This is a genomic window from Enterobacter sp. ku-bf2, assembly GCF_001742765.1.
Lineage (GTDB): Bacteria > Pseudomonadota > Gammaproteobacteria > Enterobacterales > Enterobacteriaceae > Enterobacter > Enterobacter quasiroggenkampii.
Window position 1 is genome coordinate 52830 of the sequence record NZ_MDVW01000020.1, and the last position, 26174, is coordinate 79003.

Genomic DNA, 26174 nt, shown 5'->3' on the forward strand with positions numbered 1-26174 from the left:
ACCATTACAATTATGCTGAGTAACATTACTTTGACAGGCGGGAGGTCAATTTGATCCCGGACGTATCTCAGGCGCTGGCCTGGCTGGAAAACCACCCTCAGGCATTGAAGGGTATTCAGCGTGGTCTCGAGCGTGAAACGCTGCGCGTTAACGCGGACGGCAGTTTAGCGACAACGGGTCACCCGAAGGCGTTAGGCTCGGCGCTGACACATAAATGGATCACAACCGATTTCGCTGAAGCGCTGCTGGAGTTCATCACCCCAGTAGAGGGTGATATTGATCATATGCTGACGATCATGCGCGATATCCATCGCTACACCGCGCGCAACCTGGGCGACGAGCGCATGTGGCCCCTCAGCATGCCGTGCTATATCGAGCAGGGCCAGGAGATTGAGCTAGCACAGTACGGCACGTCAAATATCGGCCGGCTGAAAACGCTTTACCGTGAGGGGCTGAAAAACCGCTACGGCGCGTTGATGCAGACCATCTCTGGCGTGCACTACAACTTCTCGTTGCCGATGGCTTTCTGGGAAGCAAAATGCGGTGAAACGGATAAAGACGCCATCTCAGCAGGCTACTTCCGCCTGATCCGAAACTATTACCGTTTCGGCTGGGTGATCCCGTATCTGTTCGGCGCATCGCCTGCTATTTGCTCATCCTTCCTGCAGGGAAAACCGACGACGCTACCGTTCGAGAAGACCGACTGCGGAATGTACTATCTCCCGTACGCCACCTCTCTGCGCCTGAGCGATCTCGGCTATACCAATAAATCGCAAAGCAATCTCGGTATTACGTTTAACGAATTGCACGAATATGTGGCAGGATTGAAGCGGGCGATCAAAACCCCGTCGGAAGAGTACGAGAAAATCGGCCTCGAAAAAGACGGCAAGCGTCTGCAGATCAACAGCAATGTGCTGCAGATTGAAAACGAGCTGTATGCGCCTATTCGTCCTAAGCGCGTGACGCGCAGCGGCGAAACCCCGTCGGATGCGCTGCAGCGCGGCGGGATCGAATACATTGAAGTGCGCTCGCTGGATATCAACCCGTTTTCACCGATTGGCGTTGATGAACAGCAGATTCGCTTCCTGGATCTGTTTATGGTCTGGTGCGTGCTGGCGGATGCGCCGGAAATGAGTTCAGACGAACTGCTCTGTACCCGTACAAACTGGAACCGCGTGATTCTGGAAGGGCGTAAGCCGGGTCTGACGCTGGGTATCGGCTGCGAAACGGCACAGTTCCCGCTGACGAAAGTCGGCAAAGATCTGTTCCGCGATCTGAAGCGTGTTGCCCGGACGATGGACAGCATCGACGGCGGGGATGCGTATCAACAGATTTGCGACCAGCTGGTGGAATGCTTTGATAACCCGGAACTGACGTTCTCAGCACGCATTCTGCGTTCTATGATTGATCAGGGCATTGGTGGTACGGGGCGTTCACTCTCGGCGGAGTACCGTGAGATGCTGATCCAGGAGCCGTTAGAAATCCTGAGCGAAGCAGATTTTGTCGCGGAACGCGAAGCGTCCGTTGTGCGTCAGAAAGAGGTTGAAGCGGCGGATACCGAGTCGTTTGAGGCGTTTCTGGCGAAGGAGGCTTAAGCAGAAAAGAAAAAGGCCACATCGCTGTGGCCAAAATATACATCTCTGAATTCAGGGATGATGATAACAAATGCGCGTCTTTCATATACTCAGACGCGCATTCTGTAGAAGAGTTCAGTTTATTTTAAAAAAAATCACTATCGGAGGTGACGTATGCCGTTATTAGATAGCTTTACTGTCGACCATACCCGTATGGAAGCACCTGCAGTCCGCGTGGCGAAGACCATGCACACCCCGCACGGCGACACGATCACCGTCTTCGATCTGCGTTTCTGCGTGCCAAACAAAGAAGTGATGCCGGAGAAAGGCATTCATACGCTGGAACACCTGTTCGCTGGCTTCATGCGTGACCACCTGAACGGCAACGGCGTTGAGATCATCGATATCTCTCCGATGGGCTGCCGTACCGGTTTCTACATGAGCCTGATTGGTCAGCCTGAAGAGAAACGTGTGGCAGATGCCTGGAAAGCGGCCATGCAGGACGTGCTGAAGGTGAAAGAGCAGAACCAGATCCCTGAGCTGAACGTTTACCAGTGCGGTACCTACCAGATGCACTCTCTGGAAGAAGCGCAGGAGATCGCGCGCCACATCATCGAACGCGACGTTCGCGTGAACAGCAACGAAGAGCTGGCCCTGCCGAAAGAAAAACTGCAGGAACTGCACATCTAGTATTGTGCCTGTGGATGCCCGGTGGCGCTTCGCTTACCGGGCCTACATTGTGTTGGTGCCTCCTTTGACCACAACCTTAACCTTCTCCTTTACCCACCGTCCCCTCGTTCCGTTTGCCCATGATTACGTTCATGGTGACAGCGAACCCTGGCACAAGCACGACTGCGCGCAGCTGCTGCACACCCTGAGCGGCGTGGTACGGGTGGATACCGCATCAGGATGTTGGGTTGTTCCTCCCGGTCGCGGCGTCTGGCTGCCTGCGGGCACGCAGCATTCCTTGCGCATTACCGGCAACGTGGCGGCGCGAACGCTGTTTATCGATCCGCTGGCGCGGGCCGATCTCCCGGCCACCTGCCAGATCGTGCAGATCACGCCGCTGCTGCGCGAGCTGATCCTCGTCTGCCTTGCTTTACCTGAATCGTACTCACCCGGAAGCCGGGATGAGCGCGTCTATGAGCTCATTCTCGATGAAATCCGCACTATGCCGGTGCTGCCGTTTCACCTGCCGGAGCCGGAAAGTGAGGCGCTACGTCGCCTGTGTCTGCAAACCCGGCAACACCCGGGTGAAAGCTGGAGCAGCGCGCAGGCTGCGAGCATGATGAACATGAGCGAGCGCACGCTGAACCGCCATTTTCAGCAGCAGACGGGATTAAGCTACGGAGAGTGGTTGAGAAGGGCGCGCCTGCTGGAAGCCTTAGTGCGGCTGGCGCAGGGCCAGCCGGTATTACGCGTGGCGCTGGATCTGGGGTACGGCAGTCACAGCGCCTTTACGGCCATGTTCCGTCGGGTGATGGGCGTCTCCCCCAGCGATTACTTTAAGAACGACTGACGGCGTTAAAGAGCGCCTGAAGCGACGCGCGTGCCACGTCGCTATCAATGCCCACGCCCCAGCGGCTGCTGCCGTCCTGGAACAGGCAGCGGATGTAGGCCACCGAGCGGCTGTCGCTGCGTTCGCCTAACGTATGCTCGTGATAATCCTTTATCACGAACGGGGCGTTGACCCAGCGGCTCAGGCCGTGAGCGGCGGCGGAGAGCAGACCGTTTCCCTGACCTTCCAGCTGGCGCGTTCCTCCCTGTGTGACGACGCTGGCCGTCAAACGCAGCTGGCCGTCCTGCTGGCTATCGCTGCGGTAGGATTGCAGCGCATAGTGTGGCGTTGCCACCAGTCCGTAGCGGGTGCGGAACAGCTGCCACAGTGCATTTTGCGTCATCTCTTTTCCGTGACGATCGGTTTCCTGCTGCACGTGCTGGCTGAAATCCTGCTGCAGGGCGCGGGGCAGTTTCAGACCATGGTTTTGCTCAATCAGCCACGCGCTGCCGCTTTTTCCTGACTGGCTGTTTACGCGGATCACCGCTTCGTAGGTGCAGCCAATATCCTGGGGATCGACAGGCAGGTAAGGCATCTCCCAGCGATCGCCTGGCCTGCGGGCATCAAAGCCTTTTTTAATCGCGTCCTGGTGCGAGCCGGAGAAGGCGGTATAGGCCAGCCGTCCTGCCCACGGATGGCGCGGGTGGACCGGCAGCTGATTGCAGGTTTCCACCACTTCCACCACCCGATTCATATCGCTAAAGTCCAGATTCGGGCTAACCCCCTGGCTGTAGAGGTTCATCGCCAGCGTTACCAGGCAGACGTTACCCGTACGTTCCCCGTTACCGAATAGACAGCCCTCCACGCGGTCAGCTCCCGCCATTACGGCCAGCTCCGCGCAGGCAACGCCGGTACCGCGGTCGTTATGCGGATGCACGCTGATGCAGACATCGCGGCGGCGGCTGAAGTGGCGGCAGAAATACTCGATCTGGTCGGCATAGACGTTCGGCGTGCTCACTTCGACGGTGGCAGGTAAGTTGATCACCATAGGCCGCTCGTCGCACGGCTGCCAGATTTCCGCCACGGCTTCACAAATCTCCAGCGCAAACTCCGGCTCGGTAAAGCAGAAGGTTTCCGGGGAGTATTCATATTGCCAGCGGGTGTCGGGATTTTCCTCACACAGCTGGCGAATAAGCCGCGTCGAGCGCGTCGCCAGCTCAACGATTTGCGCTTTCTCCATGCCGAAGACCAGGCGGCGGAAAAGCGGAGCGGTGGCGTTATACAGATGCACGGTAGCCTGCTTCGCGCCGCGCAGGGATTCAAAAGTACGATGGATGAGATCTTCCCGTGCCTGAGTGAGCACCTGAATCGTCACGTCATCCGGGATGCGGTTCTCTTCAATCAGCTGGCGAACGAAGTTGAAATCCGTCTGTGAGGCGGAAGGAAAGGCAACCTCGATCTCTTTGAATCCGCAGCCCAGCAGCAGTGCCCAGAACTGCAGCTTGCGGGCGCTGTCCATCGGCTCGGCAAGGGCCTGGTTGCCGTCGCGCAGGTCGGTCGAGAGCCAGCGCGGCGCGCGGGTAATGCGTTGCTCCGGCCAGCGACGGTCGGGCAGGGAAAGGGTGGGATAGGGTTGGTACTTGTCGGCGGGTGTGTTCAGCATGATGCGCTCCTGTTGTCTTTTCACTATCGTGAATCGATTTCAGGCGCGCTGCTTTATCGGAACTGACAATGGCTGTCGCGTTCTGGACACAGTGCGGTTTTTTGCCGGATGGCGGCTACGCCTTATCCGGCCTACGTTCGTAGGCCCGGTAAGCGTAGCGCCACCGGGCAACCGTCGCACAGAACGAGCAACCCGCGCACAAGACTAGTGCGCGCCGCCACCGCCGCCACCGGCACCAAACGGCGGTCTGGCAAACCACACCAGCCCCAGCAGGACGATAAAGATCCCTGCCGATATCCAGAAAATCTCGTTGGCCGAGATAATCAGCCCCTGGTTGGTGATCTGCTGGGCAATCCAGCCGGACGCCTGCTGCTCCGTCATTCCCATCCCCTGAAGCTGGCTATACATCTGCTGAGCATTCGGGTTGTACGGGTTCACCGCTTCGGTCAGCTGCGCGTGGTGCATCGATTCGCGGTTCGTCCACAGGGTGGTGGTGATCGACGTACCGATGGAGCCCGCCAGCGTACGGGTGAAGTTCGACAGGCTCGACGCGGCTGCCAGACGCTCGGGCGGTAAGCCAGAGAGCGTGATGGTAGTCAGCGGCATAAAGAAGCACGCCACCGCAAAGCCCTGAATGAACTGCGGCCACGCCGAGGCGCCAAAGTCCATTCCCGGCTCAAAGGTATACGCACGCCAGTAGAAGCACACCGCATACATGATGAAGCTGAACGTCACCAGCCGACGCATGTCGAGCTTATGGGCGAAGCGGCCAATTATCGGCGACAGCAGGACCGGGATCACCCCAACGGGTGCTGACGCCAGACCCGCCCAGGTGGCGGTATAGCCATACACCTCCTGCAACAGCTGCGGCAGCAAAACAATCGCGCCGAAGTAGAGCATATAGGCGAGGCTGATACACAGGCAGCCGATGGTGAAGTTTCGCGACTTAAATAGCGAGAGATCGACTATCGGGTTGTCGTCCGTCAGCTCCCAGACGATCAGGAAGCTGATCGACACCACCGCGACAATGGTCAGGATGATAATTTCCTGCGAGTTGAACCAGTCGAGCTCTTTACCGCGGTCGAGCATGATCTGCAGACTGCCGATACCCAGGATCAGCAGCGCCAGCCCGATGCTGTCGATACGCCGTTGTTCGGTGCGCGTCTCTCGTCCCCGCAGCGACTGCAGCGTCATCAATACCACGACGGCGCCAATCGGTACGTTGATGAAGAAGATCCAGCCCCAGTGGTAGTTATCGCTGATGTACCCGCCCAGAATCGGTCCGCAGATAGGCGCGACGATAACGGTCATCGACCAGAGCGCCAGCGCGACGGAACGTTTTGCGGGAGGGTAGTTGCTCAGCAGCAAACTCTGGGAAAGCGGGATCAGCGGCCCCGCGACAATCCCCTGAATGACGCGGAAGAAAATCAGCATCGTCAGGCTGCTGGACATGCCGCACGCCCACGAGGCCAGTACAAACGCCACCGTGGACCAGAGGAACAGCTTCACCTCACCGACGCGCTTTGCCAGCCAGCCGGTGATCGGAATGGAGATGGCGTTTGCCACCCCAAACGAGGTAATGACCCATGTCCCCTGGCTCAGCGACGAACCAAGGTTACCGGCGATGGTTGGGATCGCCACGTTTGCGATGGTGGAGTCCAGCACCTGCATGAATGTCGCCAGCGACAGCGCAATGGTCATAATGACCAGCTGCGCGCCTTCCAGCGGTTTTTGCGGCTTTTGCTGTTGCATAACGCTCACCTTCGGATTAACCGGCGTTTGCCTTCACGATGTCATCGATCAGCTTGTTGACCGGATCGAGGCTAATTTCACGAGCGTTACTTTCATAAGCCGGGCTGCTACGCACCTGGCTTGCCAGGATCTGACCGTCGCGGTTGGCGGTGTCAACCGTCACCAGCGTTGACAGGCCGATACGCAGCGGGTGATCCGCCAGCTGTTTGGCATCCAGTTCGATACGCACGGGCAGACGCTGTACGACTTTGATCCAGTTACCGGTGGCGTTCTGCGCAGGTAGCAGGGAGAAGGCGCTGCCGGTCCCCATATCCAGACCCACCACTTTCCCGGTGTACTTCACGTCATCGCCATAGATGTCGCTGACAACCGTCGCGGTCTGGCCGATACGCATATGGGCAAGCTGCGTCTCTTTAAAGTTGGCGTCGACCCACAGGTTGTCTGCCGGTACGACCGCCATCAGCGGCGTGGTCGGGCTAATCTGCGCCCCTGGCTGAACGGAACGACGGGAGACATAGCCGGTCATTGGGCTGACGATTTTAGTACGCTGCAGGGCAAGCCACGCGTTGCGCACTTCGGTCGCCGCCTGCTGAACAGCGGGCTGGTTTTCCAGGCTGGTGCCCAGCACCATCGCCTGGTTGGCGTTGTACTGTTGAATGGCCACATCCAGCTGTGCCTGAGCGCTGGCGACGGCGTCGCGGGCGTGCTGCAGCTCTTCACGGCCAATCAGGTTGGCGGTGCCGAGCGGCACGCGGCGGTTCAGGTCGCTCTGCGCCTGTGCGAGTGCAGTTTTCTGCACGTCGATGTTGGCCTGCAGCTGCTTGCTGTTGATCATCAGCTGGCGGGTCTGACGGACGCTGGAGGCCAGCGCGGTCTGTGCTTTTTCAAACGCCTGCTGGGCGTCGGTTGGATCGAGAGTCACCAACACATCGCCTTTTTGCACAAAGTCGGTATTGTCAGCCCAGACTTTCGTCACGCTGCCCGACACCTGCGCCATAATTTGTACCTGGTTCCCTGCCACGTACGCGTCGTCAGTCTCTTCAGCATGACGCAGTACTAAAAACCAATAGATCCCATATGCCACGGCAATAATGATAAAGAGCAAGGTCAACAGAAGAAGGGCGCTCTTACGTTTGCCTTTCTTGTTGGCCGGTTGCTGCGGGGTAGTGCTCTCCGCATTTGCGCTCATTGTTGTTCTCCACGATCTTCTTATTTTCACATCGGCTGAGCCGACCTGTTGTCAGAAAGGCCAGCAGTGTGACGTGCTGGCCTGTCGGTTTTCTTATGAATCTGGAATGGTGAGCGTGTCGTCGCGTTAGCGCAGCGCCTCAAGAACGGCGCCGTCTTCATCCATCTGGTCCAGACGGGTGAGCAGCTTGCGAGTGATGTGCTCAAGCTGGTCACGCTCGGCGGTGCTGAGGGCGGACCAGAGTTTGTGCAGGCAATTGTGCTGAGGTGGCAGCACCTCGCGCAGGAACTGGTGACCTTTATCGGTCAGTTGCAGATGCAGGCAGCGGCGATCGTTGTCGCTTTCACGGCGCTCAATCCAGCCACGCTTTTCGAGCTCATCGGCAATTCGGGTCGCATTGGTACGGGAGGAGCCCAGCGCGCAGCTCAGCTCGGAAGGCTGAATGCTGTGATTTTCCTGAGACTCCAGCGTGATCAACGCCATAAACAATGTCTCGTTAATCCCTTGAGCTTTCAGCATTTTATTACGGTTTTCCAGTAGCTTACCCTGCATGTGCATGCACAGGCGAGTCAGCAGGATTTCCTGGTACGGGAAGTCCTCATGGCGACTGGCGCGGAATTTAAGCATTTGTTCAATGGGCGTAAACGAACTATCCATTTGGGCATAACCTCATTAATTACAGCCGATATAGTAACGATAGTGACAAATAATGTAAATGAATTATTTGTGCGGTTATATCCGCCAAATTAATGTCACCATCAGAAAGCGCCGGGTAAGTCCGTGACCCGGTGAGCACAGAAAGCGTAGGGTGTGAACCCGCTGAAGAGAGGATGTGAGGACGGGGGTCTGAACTATTCATGCCAATTGTAAATATGTCACCCACATTAAAATTTCTGGGATAAATGATTACGTTTACATTAACAGAGTGAAGGGCCTCTTAACACCCTAAGAGGCCAACGCAATGTAAAACTTAATGAATTGCATCCTGACGATGGTAGCCGAGCCACCATACTAGCAGGTTAAGCGTGGCGACGATGGCGCCGATCGCACATACCCCTGACCAGCCGGCATGCTGCCATGCCGAGGCGGAAATGAGCGAGCCCGCCGCGCCGCCAATGAAGTAGCTGGTCATGTACCCGGCCGTCAGGCGGTTACGCGCCTCTGGCTTCACGCGATAGATGACGGTCTGATTGGTGATGTGAACGCCCTGCACGGTGAGATCGAGCACCAGGATTCCGACGATCAGCGCCAGCACCGAGACGTGCCCATACCAGATTGCCGCCCAGGAGAGCAGGAGTAATATCAGCCCCGCGGAGGTGGTCAGGTGGGATTTGCCCTTGTCGGCCAGCCCGCCTGCGGGACGCGCGCCCAGTGCGCCTGCGGCACCGGCCAGACCGAACAGGCCAATCACCCCTTCGGAATAATTGAACGGCGGCGCGGCCAGCAGAAACGCCATCGACGTCCACAGAATGCTGAAGTTGGCGAAGGTAAAGCAGCCCAGCAGGGCGCGGGTGCGCAGAAGTTTATCCTGGGTGAACAGGCTGAAAACGGAGGCCAGCAGCTGCGGGTAATTCAGGTGATTTTCCTGCTTCACTTTTGGCAGCCCGCGCCACAGCGCCAGCGCCATGACGACCATCAGCACGCTCGCCACCCAGTATACGGTGCGCCAGCCGCCGAGGCTTGCCAGCAGCCCGGCAACGGTACGCGCCAGCAAAATCCCCAGCAGCAGGCCGCTCATGATGGTGCCCACCACCTTGCCGCGTTTTTCCGGGGAGGCGAGGGTCGCTGCGAGCGGAACCAGGATTTGCGCGACCACGGAGAACAACCCCGTCAGCGCGGTACCGATAATCATCATCGTCAGCGACTGGCTGCTGGCGGTGATCAGCATCCCACCGGCGGCCAGCAGGGTCATGGAGACGATCAGCATTCGGCGTTCAAACATATCGCCGAGCGGCACCAGGAACAGCAGCCCGGCGGCATAACCGAGCTGGGCTGCGGTGACAATAAAGCCTGCTGAACTGGCGGAAAGGTCAAACGCGCGGGCGATGGTGTCGAGAAGAGGTTGCGCGTAATAGTTGCTGGCGACGGCCAGACCCGTGGCCACGGACATTAAAAGAATGAGTGCGGGGCTAAGCCCTTGAGTTGTTTTTGTCATTGGTTTCAGGAATCGTTAGTTAAGTGATTATTTTTCCGGAAACCATAATAGCGAATGATTGTGAATGTTGGGGGATTGTTATGTGTGTGTTTGTGCGGTTATCCCCTCATCCTCTCCCCTTTGGGAAGAGGATGAGGGGTAGGGTTTTGTTTTTTACTTCTGCGCCTCAAGCGCCTCTTTCACCCAGCCGTCAAACTGCTGCTGGTGGGCTTTGATCCAGCCGTCGACGTGGCCTTTGACATCTGCCTCAGACGATTTACCCGCGTGCATCATCGCGTTCTGGGCGTTGATGTCCGCCAGCGGCAGCTTCATCACCGAGAACAGCTTCGCCGCGGCCGGGTTTTTATCGGCCCAGGCTTTGTTCGCCACGATATGCATGGTGTTCACCGGGAAGCCGTAGTTCATGCCGTTCGGCAGTTTGGTGTCGATATCTTTCTGCTCGCCCGGGAGGGAGGAGAACGGCACCTGCAGCCACACCACGTCTTTCCCCGGCTTCAGCACGTCGCTCACCCAGTATGGCGTCCAGGTGTAGTAAATCACCGGTTTACCCTCTTTGAAGCGGGCAATGGTGTCGGCCATCATCGCTGAATAATTGCCGTGGCTCACGTCGACCGTTTTCGCCAGATCGAACGCCTTGTTTTGGTGGTTAATTACCGCTTCGCAGCCCCAGCCCGGCGAGCAGCCCATCATGTCGGCCTTGCCGTCACCGTTGGTGTCGAACAGTTTGGCGATCTTCGGATCCTTCAGCTGTTCGATATTGGTGATGTGGTACTGGTCGGCGGTTTTCTTGTCGATCAGATATCCCTGCGCCGCGCCGGTGACAAATGTGCCTTCACGGTAGAATTTCTTGTCGCCACCGGCGGCGGCATACATGTCGTCGTGCAGCGGCTGCCAGTTCACGGCGGTGAAGGTGGCGTCACCGGAGGCAATCGAGGTATAGCCCACGTTGTAATCCACTTCGCTCGGCGTGTTAACCGTGTAGCCGAGTTTTTCCAGCGCGCGGCTGACGATCAGGGTCTGGAAGCTCTCTTCCGAAATGGTGCTCTGCACCGGCTGCACGGTAATGCCTTTGCCTGGCAGATCAGCCGCGAACGTACTGGTGGAGACAAGGGTGGCAAACGCTGTGGCAAAAAGGACGTTATGTCGCATCGTTGTTCCTTATTTTCTAAAGGGGCGGGTGAGTAACCCGACAGGGCCGGTGGAATACCAGCGACGGTTGCCGCGACTGCGTGAATCGCGACCAACGGCCTGGGTCAGGCGGTCAAGAATAATGGCGAGGATGACAATCCCGACGCCGCCGACGGTGGCCAGCCCCATGTCGAGACGGCCAATGCCGCGCAGCACCATCTGACCGAGACCGCCAACGGCGATCATCGAGGCAATCACCACCATCGACAGGGCCAGCATCAGCGTCTGGTTAACGCCCGCCATGATGGTTGGCATGGCCAGCGGGAGCTGAACCTTAAACAGCATCTGGCGCGGGCTGGCACCGAACGAGCGTGACGCTTCGATCAGGTCCGCAGGCACCTGGTTGATCCCGAGAATGGTCAGACGAATAATCGGCGGCAGGGCAAAGATAATGGTGACCACCACACCCGGCACGTTGCCGATGCCGAACAGCATCACAATCGGCACCAGATAGACGAACGCCGGGGTGGTCTGCATTGCATCCAGCAGCGGACGGATAATCTTCGCTGCCCGCGGGCTGCGCGCCAGCCAGATCCCCATCGGCAGGCCGATGACAATGCAAAAGAGCAGGGCGGTCAGCACCAGCGCCAGGGTGATCATCGCCTGCGACCAGGCCCCAATCGCGCCGATGGCAATCAGCGAAATCAGCGTGGCGACACCCATGCCGGCGCTGCCAAACTGCCAGGCGATCAGGGAGAACAGGATAATCGCCACCGGTGCCGGCATGCCCAGCATCAGCTGCTGGAAGCCGTTCAGGATGTAATCCACCGGGATGCGGATCCCCTGGAACACCGGGCGGAAGTGCGTCACCACCCAGTCGATCCCCTCCGTGACCCAGCTGTCCAGCGGGATCAGCGTTTTATGGAACGGGTCCATGATGTTGAAGTGTTCTGGCGCAGGCGCGGGGGCGCTGTTCAGCCAGTCTGCCGCGCCGCCGCCGTCGGCGGGTGCTGGCGTGGAACCCCACGCGTCGGCGGATTGTGCAGCGTTATCCGCCGCTTCAGTGGTACCCCACGGGTTAGTTTGGTCAGCCATTGTTTGCCCCCTCGCGATCTAAAGCCTGCAGCAGCATCCGCTTTGAGATGATGCCGACGTACTGTTGTTCCTCACCCACGACCGGCACGGCGCACGGCGCCTGCCCTACGTGAGAGAGCAACTCGCTGAGCGGCGTTTCGGCGTCCACGGCAAGCGGAGCGTCAATCAACGCCGCATCGATCCCCTGGTTTTCGCTGAGCGCGGTTTTCAGAGAGTCGATGGAGACAACGCCGACAAATTTATTGCCGCGTTCAACCAGATAACCGTATTCACGGTCTTCGTCCTGCAGCAGCTTAAGCGCCGAGCGCGGGCCGAAGCCTGGGGTTTTACGAATAATGCCGTTTGGCGTTCGACGGGCAATATCTTTGGCGCTAAAGACCTGGCTAATATCCACGCCGCGGAAGAAGGTGCGGACATAATCATTCGCCGGATTATTGAGTATTTCATCCGGCGTGCCGACCTGCACCACTTCACCGTTTTGCATAATGGCAATACGGTCGCCAATACGCATGGCTTCATCCAAATCGTGGGAAATAAAGACAATGGTTCGCTGATGTTTAGCCTGTAATTTTACCAGCTCATCCTGCATCTCGGTGCGAATTAACGGATCGAGGGCGGAGAAAGCTTCGTCCATTAATAAAATGTCTGGATTAATGGCTAATGCGCGGGCTAATCCCACGCGCTGACGCATACCGCCGGAAAGTTCATCCGGGTACGCATGCGCATAATTTTCCAGCCCTACCTGACGCAGGGCATCAAGGGCTTTTTCCTGACGTTCCTGCGCGGGTGTGCCGGCTAATTCCATGCCGAAAGCGGTATTATCCAGCACCGTCATGTGCGGCATCAGCGCGAATGACTGGAATACCATCGCAATCTTCTTTCTGCGCACCTCGCGAAGCTCGGCGTCTGATATTCTGGCGATATCCACGCCGTCAATCAGTACCTGTCCGCGGGTGGGTTCAATCAGGCGATTGAGAAGGCGAACCATAGTGGATTTACCCGAACCGGATAATCCCATGATGACAAAAATCTCGCCTTCTTCAATGGCCAGACTGGCGTCTTTAACGCCAAGTGATAGCCCGGTTTTTTCCAGAATTTGCTCTTTCGAAAGGCCTTTCTCAATATATTTGAATGCGCGCTGCGGATGCTCGCCAAATACTTTATAAAGATTTTTCACTTCTAATTTAATTGCCATGCAATAGAGAGTGTCCTGTTATTTGTTTATGTCGATATGATTACCATGGTAAATTGTTAACGGGCATAACCCTAACATACTGAGAATCTGAGACAACCCTGGGTTTGCTTATGACGTGAATTTTCAGGGAAGCGAAACGGCTGAATTTCCCATGAGTAAAGGGCTGAGCGTGATCTGAATTTTTCTCAATTTTTTGCTGTGGCGCAGGAGAATTTCGCCTGAATCGGGTGATTCAGGCGAATATGACGCAGAAATGACAGTGTAGTTGCTTTGTAAATATTAGAGAGGAAATTGTTGGGTTTATATTAAATTAACGAACGTTAACGTTCATTAAAAATCCCAGTCTTCATCCTCGGTTTCCACCGCTTTGCCCATCACGTACGATGAACCCGACCCGGAGAAGAAATCGTGGTTTTCGTCGGCGTTGGGCGACAGCGCGGACAGAATCGCCGGGTTCACCTCCGCCATCTCCGGTGGGAAAAGCGCCTCGTAACCCAGGTTCATCAGCGCCTTGTTGGCGTTGTAGCAGAGGAAGGCCTTCACGTCTTCCTCCCAGCCGGTACCAGCGTAGAGCTCTTCGGTATAGCTCAGCTCGTTGTCGTACAGATCCATCAGCAAATCAAGCGCAAACCCTTTGAGCTCCTCTCGCTCCGCGTCGCTGACCTTTTCCAGGCCTTTCTGATACTTATAGCCAATGTAATACCCGTGCACCGCTTCATCACGAATGATGAGGCGAATCAAATCGGCGGTGTTGGTGAGCTTGCCCCGGCTCGACCAGTACATGGGCAGCCAGAAGCCGGAATAGAAGAGGAAGGATTCCAGAAACACGCTGGCGATCTTCTTCTTCAGCGGCTCGTCGGCCCGATAATACGTCAGCACCAGCTCCGCCTTTCTCTGTAGTGACTCGCTCGCTTCACTCCATGCGTAGGCCGCGTCCACGTCTTTGGTCTGGCACAGCGTGGAGAAAATCGAGCTGTAGGAGCGGGCGTGCACCGCCTCCATAAAGCTGATGTTCGACATCACCGCCTCTTCGTGCGGCGTCAGCGCGTCACTCATCAGAGCCGGTGCGCCGACGGTATTTTGAATGGTGTCGAGCAGCGTCAGGCCGGTAAAGACGCGGATCGTCAGCTGCTGCTCGGCGTGGCTCAGGGTTTGCCAGGCCGGAATATCGTTGGAGAGCGGGACCTTTTCTGGCAGCCAGAAGTTGCTGGTCAGGCGGTTCCATACCTCCAGGTCTTTATCGTCCTGGATTTTGTTCCAGTTAACGGCACTCACGCGTGACAGTTTCATCCTTTCTCCTTACAGCGCGCAGGACACGCAGCCTTCAATTTCGGTGCCTTCCAGCGCAAGTTGGCGCAGGCGAATGTAGTAGAGCGTCTTGATACCTTTTTTCCAGGCGTAGATCTGCGCTTTGTTGATGTCCCGCGTGGTGGCGGTATCCGGGAAGAACAGCGTCAGCGAGAGTCCCTGATCCACGTGTTTCGTCGCCTCGGCGTAGGTATCGATGATTTTTTCCGGGCCGATCTCATACGCGTCCTGGTACAAAGCCAGGTTCTCATTGGTCATAAACGGGGCAGGGTAGTAAACGCGTCCGGTTTTGCCTTCTTTGCGAATTTCAATTTTCGACACGATCGGGTGAATGCTCGACGTGGCGTGATTGATGTAGGAGATCGAACCGGTTGGCGGTACGGCCTGCAGGTTCTGGTTGTAGATGCCGTAGCGCATCACGTCATCACGCAACTGCTGCCACATCGCGCGCGTCGGCAACACAATTCCGGCGCGAGCAAACAGTTCGCGTACTTTTTCGGTTTTCGGCTGCCAGTCGCCTTCAAGATACGGGCTAAAATACGCCCCGCTGGCGTAGCGGGACTGCTCAAAGCCCGCGAAACGCTGGTTGCGCTCGCGCGCCAGCATCATCGAGGTATGCAGTGCGTGCCAGGTGACGGTGTAAAAATAGAGGTTGGTGAAGTCCAGCCCTTCCGGACTGCCGTAGGCGATGCCCTCCCGCGCCAGATAGCCGTGGAGGTTCATCTGCCCCAGCCCGATAGCGTGCGACGCAGCGTTGCCCGCTTCGATGGACGGCACGCTGCGGATGTGGCTCATGTCCGACACCGCCGTCAGCCCGCGAATGGCGGTTTCTATCGTGCGGCCAAAGTCGGGGGAATCCATGGTGTGGGCGATATTCAGCGACCCGAGGTTGCAGGAGATGTCTTTGCCGATCTCCGCATAGTCCAGATTCTCGTCATAGCCGGACGCGCTGTTGACCTGCAAAATCTCCGAGCACAGGTTGCTCATGTTGATGCGCCCGGCAATCGGGTTCGCGCGGTTTACCGTATCTTCGTACATGATGTACGGATAGCCGGACTCAAACTGAATTTCGGCAAGCGTCTGGAAGAAATCGCGGGCGTTGATATATTTTTTGCGAATGCGCTCGTCGGCTACCAGCACGTCATAAAGTTCGCTGATGGCCACGTCGCCAAAGGCTTTGCCATAGATTCGCTCAACGTCATACGGCGAGAAGAGCGCCATCTCGGCATTCTCTTTGGCCAGTTTAAAGGTGATATCCGGGATCACCACGCCAAGCGACAGGGTTTTGATACGGATTTTTTCGTCGGCGTTTTCGCGCTTGGTATCGAGAAAACGCAGAATGTCCGGATGGTGCGCGTGCAGGTAAACCGCTCCCGCGCCCTGGCGCGCGCCAAGCTGGTTAGCATAGGAGAACGCATCCTCCAGCATCTTCATCACCGGGATCACGCCGGAGGACTGGTTTTCGATGCGCTTGATCGGCGCGCCCGCTTCGCGCAGGTTAGAGAGCAAAAACGCCACGCCGCCGCCGCGTTTGGAAAGCTGCAGCGCCGAGTTCACCGCGCGACCAATCGACTCCATATTATCTTCGATACGTAGCAGGAAGCAGGAGACCAGCTCACCGCGCTGGGCTTTGCCGCAGTTGAGAAAGGTGGGCGTGGCGGGCTGGAAGCGGCCGGAGAGGATCTCGTCGGTGAGCTGTTGCGCCAGCGCTTCATCGCCCTGCGCCAGGGTCAGCGCGACCATCACCACGCGATCTTCAAAGCTTTCTAAGTAGCGCTTACCGTCAAAGGTCTTCAGGGTGTAGCTGGTGTAGAACTTCCACGCGCCAAGGAATGTCTGGAAACGAAAGCCGCTGGCGTGGGCGCGTTCAAACAGCTTCACGACGAAGGCGCGTTCGTAGCGGGTGAGGACGCGCGCATCGTAGTAACCCTCGTTAACCAGGTGGTCGAGACGTTCATCCTGGCTCGTAAAGGTCACGCTGTTGGGCCGCACGTGGGCGGCAAAAAAGGCGTCCACCGCCTCACGGTCTTTATCAAACTGAATGCGTCCCTCCCGGTCATAGAGGTTAAGCATCGCGTTTAATGCGTGGTAATCCGGCGTCGCCTGTATTACCCGTTCTGCGGTTGTCGTTGCCAAAATTCGTTCACTCCTTTACGCACGTTTTCGACGTCCTGCTGTGTCCCCATCAGCTCAAAGCGATAGAGATACGGCACGCCGCATTTTTGAGAGATGACATCTCCGGCGCGGCCAAAGGCGTCGCCGAAGTTGCGATTCCCCGCCGCAATGACGCCGCGGATCAGCTCCCGGTTATGAGGATCGTTCAGAAAGCGGATCACCTGGCGAGGCACTGCGCCCGCCGTGCCGCCTCCGCCATAGCTGGGCACCACCAGAATGTAAGGTTCCTCTACCCGGATCCGCTCCCGCTCGTTAAGCGGAATGCGCACCGCAGGCAGCCCGACGCGCTCAATAAAACGGAGCGTGTTTTCCGAGCTGCTGGAGAAGAACACCAGTCTGCTCATGCCCGTGTGGCCTGTGCGGCGATGCGGTTGATCATGTCCGGGCGGAAGCCAGACCAGCTGGTCTCCCCGGCCACCACCACCGGAAGCTGACGGAAACCCTGCGCGCGAAGGGTATCGGCGGCCTCGGGCTGTTGGTCAATATTCACCATCTCAAACGCCACGCCGCGGCTTTCCATCGCCCGTTTAGTTGCGTGGCACTGAACACAATCGTTACGAGTGTAAATAATAATGCCCATGATTCGTATTTCCATTTAAAATGAGAGAACGGCGCGAATCATCGCGTCAGGTTGTGTGTGTCTTGCTAAAAGGAATACTAGATGTAGTTATCTTAAGTTTCAACCATACAAGATATGGGAAATTCAGATTGATGTTGTCACGATGATGAGCTCAGCGGGGCAGGGCAGGCTATACGGGTTTTACAGGCGAGAAGGCAAAGAAAAGCCCCGGCAGCCACTGACCACCGGGGCAGATAACGGTGCGTGAGCGGGTTATTTACGCAGGCTAAGCAGAGCGCCCACAAAGATACCGACTGCCGCTACCGTGCCGAGCGTACAGAGCGGCTTCTCGCGCACGAAGGTCGTTGCGCAGCTGACCGCATCGCAGGCAGCCTGTGTCGTACGCGTGCGGCCGTTTAAGCGCGCGCGGGTTTCACGGAGCAGAGACTGAGCCTTACGTTTTGCGGCATCCGCTTCGTCCTTCGCGTCACTTCCCCAGGATTTCAGCACCTCTTCCAGCGTGTCCGCTAATTGGCTGACATCATTACGAATATCCTGCGCATCGTCATTAATATCGTTTCGGTTCGGTCTGTTAAACATACGATCCTCCGTAATTTTGCGTTCCCGTTCAGTTTAGTTCAGAAATTTAATATCTGAAGCGCATCACGCGTTATCCGGCAGTTTATGGACTATTCTGAAAGCCCTGCTAATGCTGAATACTGTAAGGTTGCCGGGCAGGAAAAGATAACGAGGAAAAGATATGTATTTACGACCTGATGAGGTGGCGCGCGTTCTTGAAAAAGAGGGATTCACCATGGATGAGGTGACGCCAAAAGCGTATGGATATCGCCGTGGCGAGAATTATGTTTACGTTAATCGTGAAGCAAGAATGGGACGTACCGCTCTCATTATTCACCCGACGCTGAAAGACAGAAGCCTGTCATTTGCTGAGCCTGCCTCGGATATTAAAACCTGCGATCACTATCAGCAATTTCCGCTCTATTTAGGCGGAGAGACGCATGAGCATTATGGTATTCCGCATGGTTTCAGCTCGCGTATGGCGCTGGAACGATTTTTGAAGGGACTGTTTGGCGACGTACAGTAAATTTGCGACTGGCGTGCGCCAGTCGCTTCACATCACGCTTTTGCCTGGCTGTACTGGCTGACCTTAAACAGGCGGCGACAGTAGTCGAGGAAATAGCCATACACCGCCCCCATCAGCATTGAAATCACAATATTCGAACTGACCGCCGCAGCGATCTGGTGCCAGTCCGCGCCCACCGTCAGCAGAATAGCCACGTAAACCGGCGACTGGAACGTCACATAGGCCAGAACGTCCGCCAGGTTTTTCACCCAGCCTGCGGGGCTGATACGACGTGCGAAACGCATGACGGCATCGCGGTATAAGCCGTAAGGCCATGCAATAATAATATTGACCGGGATCGCCACCAGACGAGAAGAAAGTGACTGCTCGAAGGTCATTCCGGAGAGGAATATTTCGATCAGCATGTTCACAACGGAACAGTAGACAACCATCGCGAAAGTATCCGCCACGGCATGGCGAAGGCGTGATTGCGGTGAGAACATGTCTGAACTCCTTGAGAAGAACACAAAAGAAACGATTTTCCCGAAGCGATTAGTGCTTTAGGTTGGTTTGTTTGACGTGTATAGCGTATATCTCTATGTTTGAACTAACAACTAGTGATTAATTTTTATTTAAACGCGTTTTGTCCACAAAATTCTCTAAAATTGATGGTTTTTTGTTCGCTTCGTTATAATGTGTCTCGTGTGATGATTTTTTAATGTAAATCATAGGGTTGTATCTCTTCGCACTGACGAGGGCGTCAACCCGCTTTTGGAAAGCGCAGGATGCTGAAATTTTGATTAAGAATGACCATTTATTTTGATTGGGTGATTGAATCCATGCGTATCCCACAGGCGTTATAAGATAATATTAAGGGTGGCAGTAAAACATATTTACGCTATTGGCAGGGACGCCCCGCGGGTAGATATTTCAGCGGAAATGAATTATTCTGTCGGTGATTTATCTATTTACCCTAAAGAGAAGGTTTTCAAATAATATGTCTTTGACGTTACAGAATCTTAATAATATCCGAACTCTGCGCGCCATGGCACGCGAATTATCCCTGGACGTTCTTGAGGAAATGCTGGAAAAGGTCAGGGTCGTTGCTGAAGAGAAACGTAGTGAGCTGGCGGAATTAGAGCAGCAGCGGGCTGAACAGCAGGAGAAAATTAATGCCCTGCTGGAACGAATGAAAGCCGATGGTATTTCACCGACCGATCTGCTGGGCTCTGAACTGGGGCAGGCGGGTAAGCCAGTGAAAAAGCGCAAGCCGCGTGATGCCAAATATCGCTTTATTGACCAGAACGGTGAAGAGAAAACGTGGACCGGCCAGGGCCGCACGCCGAAGCCTATTGCCAGCGCGCTGGCAAACGGCAAATCACTGGAAGATTTTCTGATCTAAACAGGTAAACCGGGCGGAACACGCCGCCCGGCATTTTTTCAGCAGACGCCGAAATCACCGTCTTCAGTATACGGCGCCAGATCGGCCGCTTTCAGGGTATATTTCTCGCCTTGCTCATTGCTGGCCTGTACCGCCACAACGCTGTCACCATTCACTTCAAGCACTTTCAGCTTCGGGCCGCCTTTACGCGGTTGTACATAATCACCGACAGAAAACATATTACCTCCTCATCGTTTTAGCGATCTTCACCTTAGCCCACGTATGACGGCGGGTACAGCGTATTTCAGCGATTACTGCTTATGAGGTACGACGGTTCCAGGGCATCACCTTGAGCAGCCTCGCCATGCCGCAAAAACCGGTCACACCGGCGAACAGCAGCCCGGCTCCTACGAAGCCGCTGAGCAGGAAAAAGCCGCCGGAGACGCTATAGCCGAGCACCACGCCGCAGAGAATGAGCAGCCCGGCGGCAATTTGCACCTGACGCATCAGCGGCAGCGGCTGGGTTTTGTCTTCGACAGTCTGCAGACCCGCCTGCTTCCAGCCCTGAATGCCCCCTTCGACCACCAGTGCCTGAGCGGGTGCGGCGGCCTGCGCAAGGCGTTCGGCATTGCCTGAGGTGCGGGCGCCAGACTGGCAGTGAAAAATCACCGTTTCGCCCGCGTGCGTTTTAAGTCCACCGGGTAAGGTATCCAGCGGCATGGACTGCGCGGCGGGAATATGCTCGCGGGCGTACTCGTCGGCATCACGAATATCAATCAGCTTTGCACCTTCAGCGATGCGGGCGCTGGCCTCGCGCGGCGAAATAAGGGGAAGTGACATGGCGGCTCCTTACGGGCAATAAAGGGTTTTCAGGGTGCTGATGAGCTGATGCACCGCATCGTTTTTAATGAAATAGCGAATGCGCTGTGCCTGGCGGGTACTGTCAATCAGACCTTCCTCACGCATGCGCGCCAGATGCTGCGACGTGGCGGAAGGGCTCAGCCCCGTCGCGCGGGCCAGTTCCCCCGCGCTGGTGCCGGGGGCGCCGCACAGCATGCAGAGGATCAGCAGGCGACGCGGATTGCTCATCGCTTTTAAAAGGTTTGCGGCCTGCTCTGCGCTGGCCTGAAGCTGTTCGAGTTCGGTCATGATAGTTTAGTATTTGCTTAATTAAGTTAATGCTAAAATAATTCTGCGCATTACGCCAGCGTCAAAAGCGTAAAAGAGGGTAAACGCAGGGGAGAGAACTGGCGCAGACAGGTAAACTGGCTATGCTTAGAGATAGTTCTCTTTATTATTTTCAATGGATTAGCTTGCACGGAGTTTTGATATGGGTTTTTGGCGTATTGTTTTTACCATCCTGTTGCCGCCGCTGGGCGTGCTGTTGGGCAAAGGTTTCGGCTGGGCGTTTATTATCAACATTATTCTGACGCTGCTGGGCTACATCCCGGGTCTTATCCACGCTTTCTGGGTTCAGAGTAAGAGCTAAGCACGCCAGAGTAAGTCGCTGTAGATCCCGGTCAGTACGCCCTGGGGGCCAAACTGCTGTTTGATCCAGCGCGTGACCTGGCCGGTCGCGGCATGCTGCGTGGCGAGCAGCATGCGCGAATCCTGACGCGGGTTATTGATACGCCGCGTCACCAGCAGCCCGTCTTCCACCGCTTCCCGCGCCATATACTCCGGTAAAAAACCTATCCCTTCGCCCAGGATCTGACACTGGCATTTGGTATTAAAGTCCGGCACCAGAATCGCCTCCTGTCCGTGTAGCAGCCAGCCCACCTTCTTGTTAATGGTGTGCGCGGTATCTTCCACCATGATGTTGGGGTACAGGCGCAGCTGGCTTTCCGCTATCGGTTCCGGAACGAACGCCAGCGGGTGCGCCGGCGCGATGGCAAACACCCAGCGGATAGCGCCGATCTCGGTGTAGTCAATTCCGCCGCCGTCGAGCAGCGTGTCCGGTGCGCCAATGGCGATATTGGCCTGGTTGTTGATAATGGAGTCCCATACGCCGTTATAGACCTCGGTGGTGACGGTGATCTGGCAGGTGGGAAACTGCTTTTTCAGCACCTGCAGCAGCCGCGCCGTATGGCGCGGCGTATACAACAGCTGGTTGATACAGATGCGCACCCGCGCCTCGATGCCCTGTGAGATGGTATCAATCCCGCGCTTGATGGCGTGAAAGTCGTTAAGCAGGTCGGTGGCTTTGCGGTAAAAGTAAAAGCCGGACTCGGTCAGTTCAATGCTGCGCGTGTTACGCACGAACAGCACCACGTCCAGCCCGGTCTCCATGCGCTTAATGGTGTAACTGATGGCGGAGGTGGTGACGCCCAGTTCGGCGGCGGCTTTGCTGAAGCTGCCAAAGCGGGCGGCGGTGGTGAAGGCCAGCAGGTTCTCTTCGGTAAAGATGGAATTCATATCACGGCTCCGTCAGACATCAGTTTTGAACATATTTTAACAACGCTGTTACAACGCATTTGAAGCCGATCACAGTTCTGACGCTTTGCCGAAAGCCCTGGTGCATAAGGCTTTATCAGACATAAGCATAATGCGTTTTGATGCGCTAAAAAGCGGTTAAACATAAGAAAAAGGTTGCACAGACGCACGTTTTGACCGAACTGTTGAATTTAACTCAACAATGAATTGACTGTCGATGAATCATTTTTAAGCGGATTCTTTTATGACCAGGCTGTTGCTATTCTCAGGTCAACAGAAAGAAAAACATCGGGAGTCTGAATATGTCTGCAACTGAACTGGTTACCGAATTTCTGCTGGCGGCAGAAGAGGGCAATAGCGATGCGCTAAAAGCCTGTCTGGAGAAAGGCGTGGATATTAACGCCACTAACCGCCAGAAAAGAACCGCCGTTACGATTGCCAGCCTGAAAAAACACTATTCCTGCGTAGAATTTTTAATTGCCGCCGGGGCAGATATTGATAAACAGGATCAGACCTGCTTTAACCCTTTCCTCATTAGCTGCCTGACGAATGATTTAACCCTCCTGCGGCTGGTATTACCCGCGAATCCGGATCTCGACCGCCTGACGCGTTTTGGCGGCGTGGGCATTACGCCTGCCAGTGAAAAAGGGCACGTGGAGATCGTGCGCGAGCTGCTGGAAAAAACCGATATCAACGTTAACCACACCAACTTTGTCGGCTGGACGCCGCTGCTGGAAGCCATTGTGTTAAACGACGGCGGTGCGAAACAGCAAGAGATTGTGAAGCTGTTGCTGGATCACGGCGCGAACCCGCATATGACCGACAAATACGGCAAAACCCCGCTCGAACTGGCGCGGGAGAAAGGCTTCACTGAGATTGCCGACCTGCTGCTGGCGGCGGGCGCGTAAAACAATCGGTCAGCCCGTCCCGGCTGGCCGCTAATTAAATAAAGCATTTTTTACCGACGTGCATTGTGCACGACGGCGGCCCCCTTTTATCCGCTTTCAGGAGAAAATAATGCCAACGAAAATTGTCATAAAAAAGAACACCTATTTTGACTCCGTGTCATTAATGTCCGTTTCCACTAAAGCCAATAAATTGCCGGGCGTTGAACAGGCCTTTGTCGCCATGGCAACGGAAATGAATAAGGGCGTATTAAAAAACCTCGGGCTGTTAACGCCGGAATTAAATGAGGCGAAAAACGGCGACCTGATGATCGTCATTAAAGGTGACGCGGCGAATGATGAAACGCTGGCCGCTATTGAAGCGCTGTTCACGCGTAAAGAGAGCGCGGGCTCTCATGAAGCGCGCTACGCGACGATTGCCAGCGCTAAAACCCATCGCCCGGAGAGCAACCTTGCGGTGATCTCCGTCAATGGCACCTTCGCCGCCCGCGAGGCGCGTCAGGCGCTGGAAAACGATCTCAACGTAATGCTCTTCTCCGATAACGTCTCGCTCGACGACGAGCTGGCGCTGAAGCAGCTGGCGCACCAGAAAGGACTGCTGATGATGGGGCCGGACTGCGGCACCGCCATCATCAACGGCGCGGGACTGTGCTTCGCCAACGCGGTGCGTCGCGGACCGATTGGCATCGTCGGCGCATCCGGCACCGGCAGCCAGGAGCTGAGCGTGCGCATCCACGAATTCGGCGGCGGCGTGTCGCAGCTGATTGGCACCGGCGGGCGCGATCTCAGCGAGAAAATTGGCGGCCTGATGATGCTGGACGCCATCGACATGCTGGAAGCCGACGAGGGCACCCAGGTTATCGCGCTGATCTCCAAACCAGCGGCTCCTGCCGTGGCAGAAAAGGTGCTGGCCCGCGCCAGAGCCTGCCGCAAGCCGGTGGTTGTTTGCTTCCTCGGGCGCAATGAACCGCCCGCCGATGAGGACGGACTGCAGTTTGCGCGCGGCACCAAAGAGGCGGCGCTGAAGGCCGTTCTGCTCACCGGCATCAAAAAAGAGTCCCTTGATCTGCACCCGCTCAACTGGCCATTGATTGAAGAGGTGCGCGCCCGCCTGACCCCGCAGCAGAAGTACATTCGCGGCCTGTTCTGCGGCGGCACTCTGTGCGACGAAGCGATGTTTGCCGCGCTGGAGAAGTTCGACGACGTGTACAGCAATATCCAGCCGGATCCCGCTAAACGCCTGCCGGACGTCAGCGTCAGTAAAGCTCACACCTTCCTCGACTTTGGCGACGACGATTTCACCAACGGCAAGCCGCATCCGATGATCGACCCGACCAACCGCATCAGCCGACTGCTTCAGGAGGCGCGCGATCCGGAAGTGGGCGTCATCGTGATGGACTTTGTGCTGGGCTTCGGCGCGCACGAGGATCCGGTGGGGGTGATGATCGAGGCGATCAAAGAGGCGCAGGCCATCGCGAAGGCCGATAACCGTCCGCTTGAGATCCTCGGATACGTGCTCGGCACCGATCAGGATCCGCAGTCGCTGGCGCAGCAGTGCCAGATGCTGACCGACGCAGGCGTCATCTGGGCCAGCAGCAGCACCAATACCGGATTACTGGCACGCGAATTTGTCTGCAAAGGAGAGAACGCATAATGACCACCTTATTTAACCAGCCGCTGAACGTCATTAACGTGGGTATCGCGATGTTCAGCGACGATCTTAAAAAGCAGCACGTTCCCGTGACCCAGCTCGACTGGACGCCGCCGGGGCAGGGCAATATGCAGGTGGTTGAAGCGCTGGATCAGCTGGCGGAAAAACCGCTGGCGGAGAAGATCGCCGCCGCCAACCAAATCGCCCTTGAGCGCATTATTCAGTCCCATCCGGTGCTGGTGGGCTATGACCAGGCGATTAACGTCGTGCCGGGGATGACCCGCACCACCATTCTGCACGCTGGTCCGCCAGTCTCCTGGGAAAACATGTGTGGCGCGATGAAAGGCGCGGTCACCGGTGCGCTGGTGTTTGAAGGGCTGGCGAAAGATCTGGACGACGCGGCACGGCTTGCCGCCTCCGGCGAGATCACCTTCTCGCCGTGCCACGAGCATGACTGCGTGGGCTCCATGGCGGGCGTTACCTCTGCGTCGATGTTTATGCACATTGTTGAGAACAAAACCTACGGCAACCGCGCCTTCACCAACCTCAGCGAGCAGATGGCGAAGATCCTGCGCATGGGCGCCAACGACCAGAGCGTCATCGACCGCCTGAACTGGATGCGCGACGTTCTCGGTCCGATGCTGCGCGACGCGATGAAGATTATCGGCGAAATCGACCTGCGCCTGATGCTGGCCCAGGCGCTGCACATGGGCGATGAGTGCCACAACCGCAACAATGCGGGCACCACGCTGCTGATCCAGGCGCTGACCCCGGGGCTGATCCAGGCGGGCTATCCGGTTGAGCAGCAGCGCGAGGTGTTCGAGTTTGTCGCCAGCAGCGACTACTTCTCCGGCCCGACGTGGATGGCGATGTGTAAAGCCGCCCTGGATGCCGCTCACGGCATTGAATACAGCACCGTGGTTACCACCATGGCGCGCAACGGCTACGAGTTCGGCCTGCGCGTTTCCGGCCTTCCGGGGCAGTGGTTCACCGGCCCGGCGCAGCAGGTGATCGGCCCGATGTTCGCGGGCTATAAGCCGGAAGACTCCGGGCTGGATATCGGCGACAGCGCCATCACCGAAACCTACGGCATCGGCGGCTTTGCGATGGCGACGGCCCCGGCGATCGTTGCGCTGGTGGGCGGCACGGTGGAGGAAGCTATCGACTTCTCCCGTCAGATGCGCGAAATCACCCTCGGCGAAAACCCGAACGTCACTATTCCGTTGCTCTCGTTTATGGGGATCCCGACCGCCATCGACATCACCAGAGTCGCCGGCAGCGGCATTCTCCCGGTAATTAACACCGCTATTGCGCATAAAGATGCGGGCATCGGCATGATTGGGGCGGGCATCGTTCACCCGCCGTTTAGCTGTTTTGAAAAGGCGCTGTTGACCTTCCGCGATCGCTACTTTTTATAAGGCATGCATCC

Annotated in this window: 27 protein-coding genes; 9 read left to right on the forward strand and 18 right to left on the reverse strand. The window is 56.6% G+C overall.

Annotation, left to right across the window (positions count from 1 at the left end; all coding sequences use genetic code 11):
• Window positions 1-50: 50 nt before the first annotated feature.
• The 3 genes from gshA to BFG58_RS19150 all read left to right on the forward strand — a co-directional run bounded on the left by gshA (window position 51) and on the right by BFG58_RS19150 (window position 3093).
• On the forward strand, window positions 51-1595 hold the full coding sequence (gshA, locus tag BFG58_RS19140; RefSeq protein ID WP_069720353.1) for a glutamate--cysteine ligase: 1545 nt from the start codon (window positions 51-53) through the stop codon (window positions 1593-1595).
• A 153-nt stretch (window positions 1596-1748) separates the two neighbouring features.
• Complete coding sequence (luxS, locus tag BFG58_RS19145) at window positions 1749-2264, forward strand: S-ribosylhomocysteine lyase (RefSeq protein ID WP_014833019.1); 516 nt, start codon at window positions 1749-1751, stop codon at window positions 2262-2264.
• 64 nt (window positions 2265-2328) lie between these two features.
• On the forward strand, window positions 2329-3093 hold the full coding sequence (locus tag BFG58_RS19150) for a helix-turn-helix domain-containing protein (protein ID WP_069720413.1): 765 nt from the start codon (window positions 2329-2331) through the stop codon (window positions 3091-3093).
• Here BFG58_RS19150 and leuA read toward each other — a convergent pair.
• From leuA to BFG58_RS19215, 13 genes are all read right to left on the reverse strand, one after another.
• Window positions 3080-4735, reverse strand: a complete 1656-nt coding sequence (gene leuA / locus BFG58_RS19155) for a 2-isopropylmalate synthase (protein ID WP_069720354.1) — start codon at window positions 4733-4735, stop codon at window positions 3080-3082. The genes BFG58_RS19150 and leuA overlap by 14 nt on opposite strands.
• A gap of 204 nt (window positions 4736-4939) precedes the next feature.
• A complete protein-coding gene (emrB, locus tag BFG58_RS19160; RefSeq protein WP_028014182.1) occupies window positions 4940-6487 on the reverse strand; it encodes a multidrug efflux MFS transporter permease subunit EmrB in 1548 nt (515 codons plus the stop codon).
• 16 nt (window positions 6488-6503) lie between these two features.
• The gene (gene emrA / locus BFG58_RS19165; protein WP_045909303.1) at window positions 6504-7676 is read right to left on the reverse strand and encodes a multidrug efflux MFS transporter periplasmic adaptor subunit EmrA; all 1173 of its coding nucleotides are present in this window, start codon (window positions 7674-7676) and stop codon (window positions 6504-6506) included.
• Window positions 7677-7802: 126 nt separating this feature from the next.
• A complete protein-coding gene (mprA, locus tag BFG58_RS19170; protein WP_023308933.1) occupies window positions 7803-8333 on the reverse strand; it encodes a transcriptional repressor MprA in 531 nt (176 codons plus the stop codon).
• Between the two features lie 313 nt (window positions 8334-8646).
• Window positions 8647-9831, reverse strand: a complete 1185-nt coding sequence (locus tag BFG58_RS19175) for an MFS transporter (RefSeq protein WP_069720355.1) — start codon at window positions 9829-9831, stop codon at window positions 8647-8649.
• A gap of 153 nt (window positions 9832-9984) precedes the next feature.
• Window positions 9985-10980, reverse strand: a complete 996-nt coding sequence (proX, locus tag BFG58_RS19180; RefSeq protein WP_069720356.1) for a glycine betaine/L-proline ABC transporter substrate-binding protein ProX — start codon at window positions 10978-10980, stop codon at window positions 9985-9987.
• 9 nt (window positions 10981-10989) lie between these two features.
• Entirely contained in the window at window positions 10990-12054 is a 1065-nt protein-coding gene (gene proW / locus BFG58_RS19185; protein ID WP_008502575.1) for a glycine betaine/L-proline ABC transporter permease ProW, read from the reverse strand.
• Window positions 12047-13249 (reverse strand): glycine betaine/L-proline ABC transporter ATP-binding protein ProV, encoded by a 1203-nt coding sequence (gene proV / locus BFG58_RS19190; RefSeq protein WP_008502574.1) that lies wholly within the window; start codon window positions 13247-13249, stop codon window positions 12047-12049. Before proV ends, proW begins: the two co-directional genes overlap by 8 nt.
• A 330-nt stretch (window positions 13250-13579) precedes the next feature.
• A complete protein-coding gene (gene nrdF / locus BFG58_RS19195) occupies window positions 13580-14539 on the reverse strand; it encodes a class 1b ribonucleoside-diphosphate reductase subunit beta (protein WP_069720357.1) in 960 nt (319 codons plus the stop codon).
• A 9-nt stretch (window positions 14540-14548) separates the two neighbouring features.
• A complete protein-coding gene (nrdE, locus tag BFG58_RS19200) occupies window positions 14549-16693 on the reverse strand; it encodes a class 1b ribonucleoside-diphosphate reductase subunit alpha (RefSeq protein WP_069720358.1) in 2145 nt (714 codons plus the stop codon).
• A complete protein-coding gene (nrdI, locus tag BFG58_RS19205) occupies window positions 16666-17076 on the reverse strand; it encodes a class Ib ribonucleoside-diphosphate reductase assembly flavoprotein NrdI (protein ID WP_024907682.1) in 411 nt (136 codons plus the stop codon). The genes nrdE and nrdI overlap by 28 nt, the downstream gene beginning before the upstream one ends.
• A complete protein-coding gene (gene nrdH / locus BFG58_RS19210; RefSeq protein ID WP_069720359.1) occupies window positions 17073-17312 on the reverse strand; it encodes a glutaredoxin-like protein NrdH in 240 nt (79 codons plus the stop codon). The genes nrdI and nrdH overlap by 4 nt, the downstream gene beginning before the upstream one ends.
• Window positions 17313-17564: 252 nt before the next feature.
• Entirely contained in the window at window positions 17565-17891 is a 327-nt protein-coding gene (locus BFG58_RS19215; RefSeq protein ID WP_008502569.1) for a DUF883 domain-containing protein, read from the reverse strand.
• Between the two features lie 160 nt (window positions 17892-18051).
• On the opposite strand from BFG58_RS19215, the gene BFG58_RS19220 reads away from it, so the two are divergent.
• Window positions 18052-18396 (forward strand): DUF2002 family protein, encoded by a 345-nt coding sequence (locus BFG58_RS19220; protein ID WP_008502568.1) that lies wholly within the window; start codon window positions 18052-18054, stop codon window positions 18394-18396.
• A gap of 32 nt (window positions 18397-18428) precedes the next feature.
• Here the strand turns inward: BFG58_RS19220 and alaE are convergent, their stop codons facing one another.
• Entirely contained in the window at window positions 18429-18878 is a 450-nt protein-coding gene (gene alaE, locus BFG58_RS19225) for an L-alanine exporter AlaE (protein WP_023617655.1), read from the reverse strand.
• A 494-nt stretch (window positions 18879-19372) separates the two neighbouring features.
• Here alaE and stpA point away from each other — a divergent pair, with 494 nt between their 5' ends.
• Window positions 19373-19777, forward strand: a complete 405-nt coding sequence (stpA, locus tag BFG58_RS19230) for a DNA-binding protein StpA (RefSeq protein ID WP_048029252.1) — start codon at window positions 19373-19375, stop codon at window positions 19775-19777.
• Window positions 19778-19815: 38 nt separating this feature from the next.
• On the opposite strand, the gene BFG58_RS19235 is transcribed toward stpA, so the two are convergent.
• From BFG58_RS19235 to BFG58_RS19245, 3 genes are all read right to left on the reverse strand, one after another.
• Window positions 19816-19995 (reverse strand): hypothetical protein, encoded by a 180-nt coding sequence (locus BFG58_RS19235; RefSeq protein ID WP_048029253.1) that lies wholly within the window; start codon window positions 19993-19995, stop codon window positions 19816-19818.
• A 79-nt stretch (window positions 19996-20074) separates the two neighbouring features.
• Complete coding sequence (locus tag BFG58_RS19240) at window positions 20075-20596, reverse strand: rhodanese family protein (RefSeq protein ID WP_069720360.1); 522 nt, start codon at window positions 20594-20596, stop codon at window positions 20075-20077.
• Between the two features lie 9 nt (window positions 20597-20605).
• Window positions 20606-20905, reverse strand: a complete 300-nt coding sequence (locus BFG58_RS19245) for a helix-turn-helix transcriptional regulator (RefSeq protein ID WP_069720361.1) — start codon at window positions 20903-20905, stop codon at window positions 20606-20608.
• Between the two features lie 181 nt (window positions 20906-21086).
• On the opposite strand from BFG58_RS19245, the gene BFG58_RS19250 reads away from it, so the two are divergent.
• A complete protein-coding gene (locus tag BFG58_RS19250) occupies window positions 21087-21245 on the forward strand; it encodes a YqaE/Pmp3 family membrane protein (RefSeq protein WP_045909293.1) in 159 nt (52 codons plus the stop codon).
• On the opposite strand, the gene BFG58_RS19255 is transcribed toward BFG58_RS19250, so the two are convergent.
• On the reverse strand, window positions 21242-22171 hold the full coding sequence (locus BFG58_RS19255) for a LysR substrate-binding domain-containing protein (protein WP_045909292.1): 930 nt from the start codon (window positions 22169-22171) through the stop codon (window positions 21242-21244). The genes BFG58_RS19250 and BFG58_RS19255 overlap by 4 nt on opposite strands.
• Window positions 22172-22491: 320 nt before the next feature.
• Between BFG58_RS19255 and BFG58_RS19260 the strand changes: the two genes are divergently transcribed.
• The 3 genes from BFG58_RS19260 to BFG58_RS19270 all read left to right on the forward strand — a co-directional run bounded on the left by BFG58_RS19260 (window position 22492) and on the right by BFG58_RS19270 (window position 26163).
• Window positions 22492-23097, forward strand: coding sequence for an ankyrin repeat domain-containing protein (locus BFG58_RS19260; RefSeq protein WP_048029257.1), 606 nt, complete (start codon window positions 22492-22494; stop codon window positions 23095-23097).
• Between the two features lie 109 nt (window positions 23098-23206).
• Entirely contained in the window at window positions 23207-24748 is a 1542-nt protein-coding gene (fdrA, locus tag BFG58_RS19265) for an acyl-CoA synthetase FdrA (RefSeq protein ID WP_063622330.1), read from the forward strand.
• The gene (locus BFG58_RS19270) at window positions 24748-26163 is read left to right on the forward strand and encodes a DUF1116 domain-containing protein (RefSeq protein WP_069720362.1); all 1416 of its coding nucleotides are present in this window, start codon (window positions 24748-24750) and stop codon (window positions 26161-26163) included. Before fdrA ends, BFG58_RS19270 begins: the two co-directional genes overlap by 1 nt.
• Window positions 26164-26174: the final 11 nt, after the last annotated feature.

What these genes read in the sequence shown, in the direction of transcription:
- luxS (WP_014833019.1), top strand. Translation starts at nt 1,749, where the DNA reads ATGCCGTTATTAGATAGCTTTACTGTCGACCATACCCGTATGGAAGCA.
- leuA (WP_069720354.1), bottom strand. Translation starts at nt 4,735, where the DNA reads ATGCTGAACACACCCGCCGACAAGTACCAACCCTATCCCACCCTTTCC.
- emrB (WP_028014182.1), bottom strand. Translation starts at nt 6,487, where the DNA reads ATGCAACAGCAAAAGCCGCAAAAACCGCTGGAAGGCGCGCAGCTGGTC.
- emrA (WP_045909303.1), bottom strand. Translation starts at nt 7,676, where the DNA reads ATGAGCGCAAATGCGGAGAGCACTACCCCGCAGCAACCGGCCAACAAG.
- mprA (WP_023308933.1), bottom strand. Translation starts at nt 8,333, where the DNA reads ATGGATAGTTCGTTTACGCCCATTGAACAAATGCTTAAATTCCGCGCC.
- BFG58_RS19175 (WP_069720355.1), bottom strand. Translation starts at nt 9,831, where the DNA reads ATGACAAAAACAACTCAAGGGCTTAGCCCCGCACTCATTCTTTTAATG.
- proX (WP_069720356.1), bottom strand. Translation starts at nt 10,980, where the DNA reads ATGCGACATAACGTCCTTTTTGCCACAGCGTTTGCCACCCTTGTCTCC.
- proW (WP_008502575.1), bottom strand. Translation starts at nt 12,054, where the DNA reads ATGGCTGACCAAACTAACCCGTGGGGTACCACTGAAGCGGCGGATAAC.
- proV (WP_008502574.1), bottom strand. Translation starts at nt 13,249, where the DNA reads ATGGCAATTAAATTAGAAGTGAAAAATCTTTATAAAGTATTTGGCGAG.
- nrdF (WP_069720357.1), bottom strand. Translation starts at nt 14,539, where the DNA reads ATGAAACTGTCACGCGTGAGTGCCGTTAACTGGAACAAAATCCAGGAC.
- nrdI (WP_024907682.1), bottom strand. Translation starts at nt 17,076, where the DNA reads ATGAGCAGACTGGTGTTCTTCTCCAGCAGCTCGGAAAACACGCTCCGT.
- nrdH (WP_069720359.1), bottom strand. Translation starts at nt 17,312, where the DNA reads ATGGGCATTATTATTTACACTCGTAACGATTGTGTTCAGTGCCACGCA.
- BFG58_RS19215 (WP_008502569.1), bottom strand. Translation starts at nt 17,891, where the DNA reads ATGTTTAACAGACCGAACCGAAACGATATTAATGACGATGCGCAGGAT.
- BFG58_RS19220 (WP_008502568.1), top strand. Translation starts at nt 18,052, where the DNA reads ATGTATTTACGACCTGATGAGGTGGCGCGCGTTCTTGAAAAAGAGGGA.
- alaE (WP_023617655.1), bottom strand. Translation starts at nt 18,878, where the DNA reads ATGTTCTCACCGCAATCACGCCTTCGCCATGCCGTGGCGGATACTTTC.
- stpA (WP_048029252.1), top strand. Translation starts at nt 19,373, where the DNA reads ATGTCTTTGACGTTACAGAATCTTAATAATATCCGAACTCTGCGCGCC.
- BFG58_RS19235 (WP_048029253.1), bottom strand. Translation starts at nt 19,995, where the DNA reads ATGTTTTCTGTCGGTGATTATGTACAACCGCGTAAAGGCGGCCCGAAG.
- BFG58_RS19240 (WP_069720360.1), bottom strand. Translation starts at nt 20,596, where the DNA reads ATGTCACTTCCCCTTATTTCGCCGCGCGAGGCCAGCGCCCGCATCGCT.
- BFG58_RS19245 (WP_069720361.1), bottom strand. Translation starts at nt 20,905, where the DNA reads ATGACCGAACTCGAACAGCTTCAGGCCAGCGCAGAGCAGGCCGCAAAC.
- BFG58_RS19250 (WP_045909293.1), top strand. Translation starts at nt 21,087, where the DNA reads ATGGGTTTTTGGCGTATTGTTTTTACCATCCTGTTGCCGCCGCTGGGC.
- BFG58_RS19255 (WP_045909292.1), bottom strand. Translation starts at nt 22,171, where the DNA reads ATGAATTCCATCTTTACCGAAGAGAACCTGCTGGCCTTCACCACCGCC.
- BFG58_RS19260 (WP_048029257.1), top strand. Translation starts at nt 22,492, where the DNA reads ATGTCTGCAACTGAACTGGTTACCGAATTTCTGCTGGCGGCAGAAGAG.
- fdrA (WP_063622330.1), top strand. Translation starts at nt 23,207, where the DNA reads ATGCCAACGAAAATTGTCATAAAAAAGAACACCTATTTTGACTCCGTG.
- BFG58_RS19270 (WP_069720362.1), top strand. Translation starts at nt 24,748, where the DNA reads ATGACCACCTTATTTAACCAGCCGCTGAACGTCATTAACGTGGGTATC.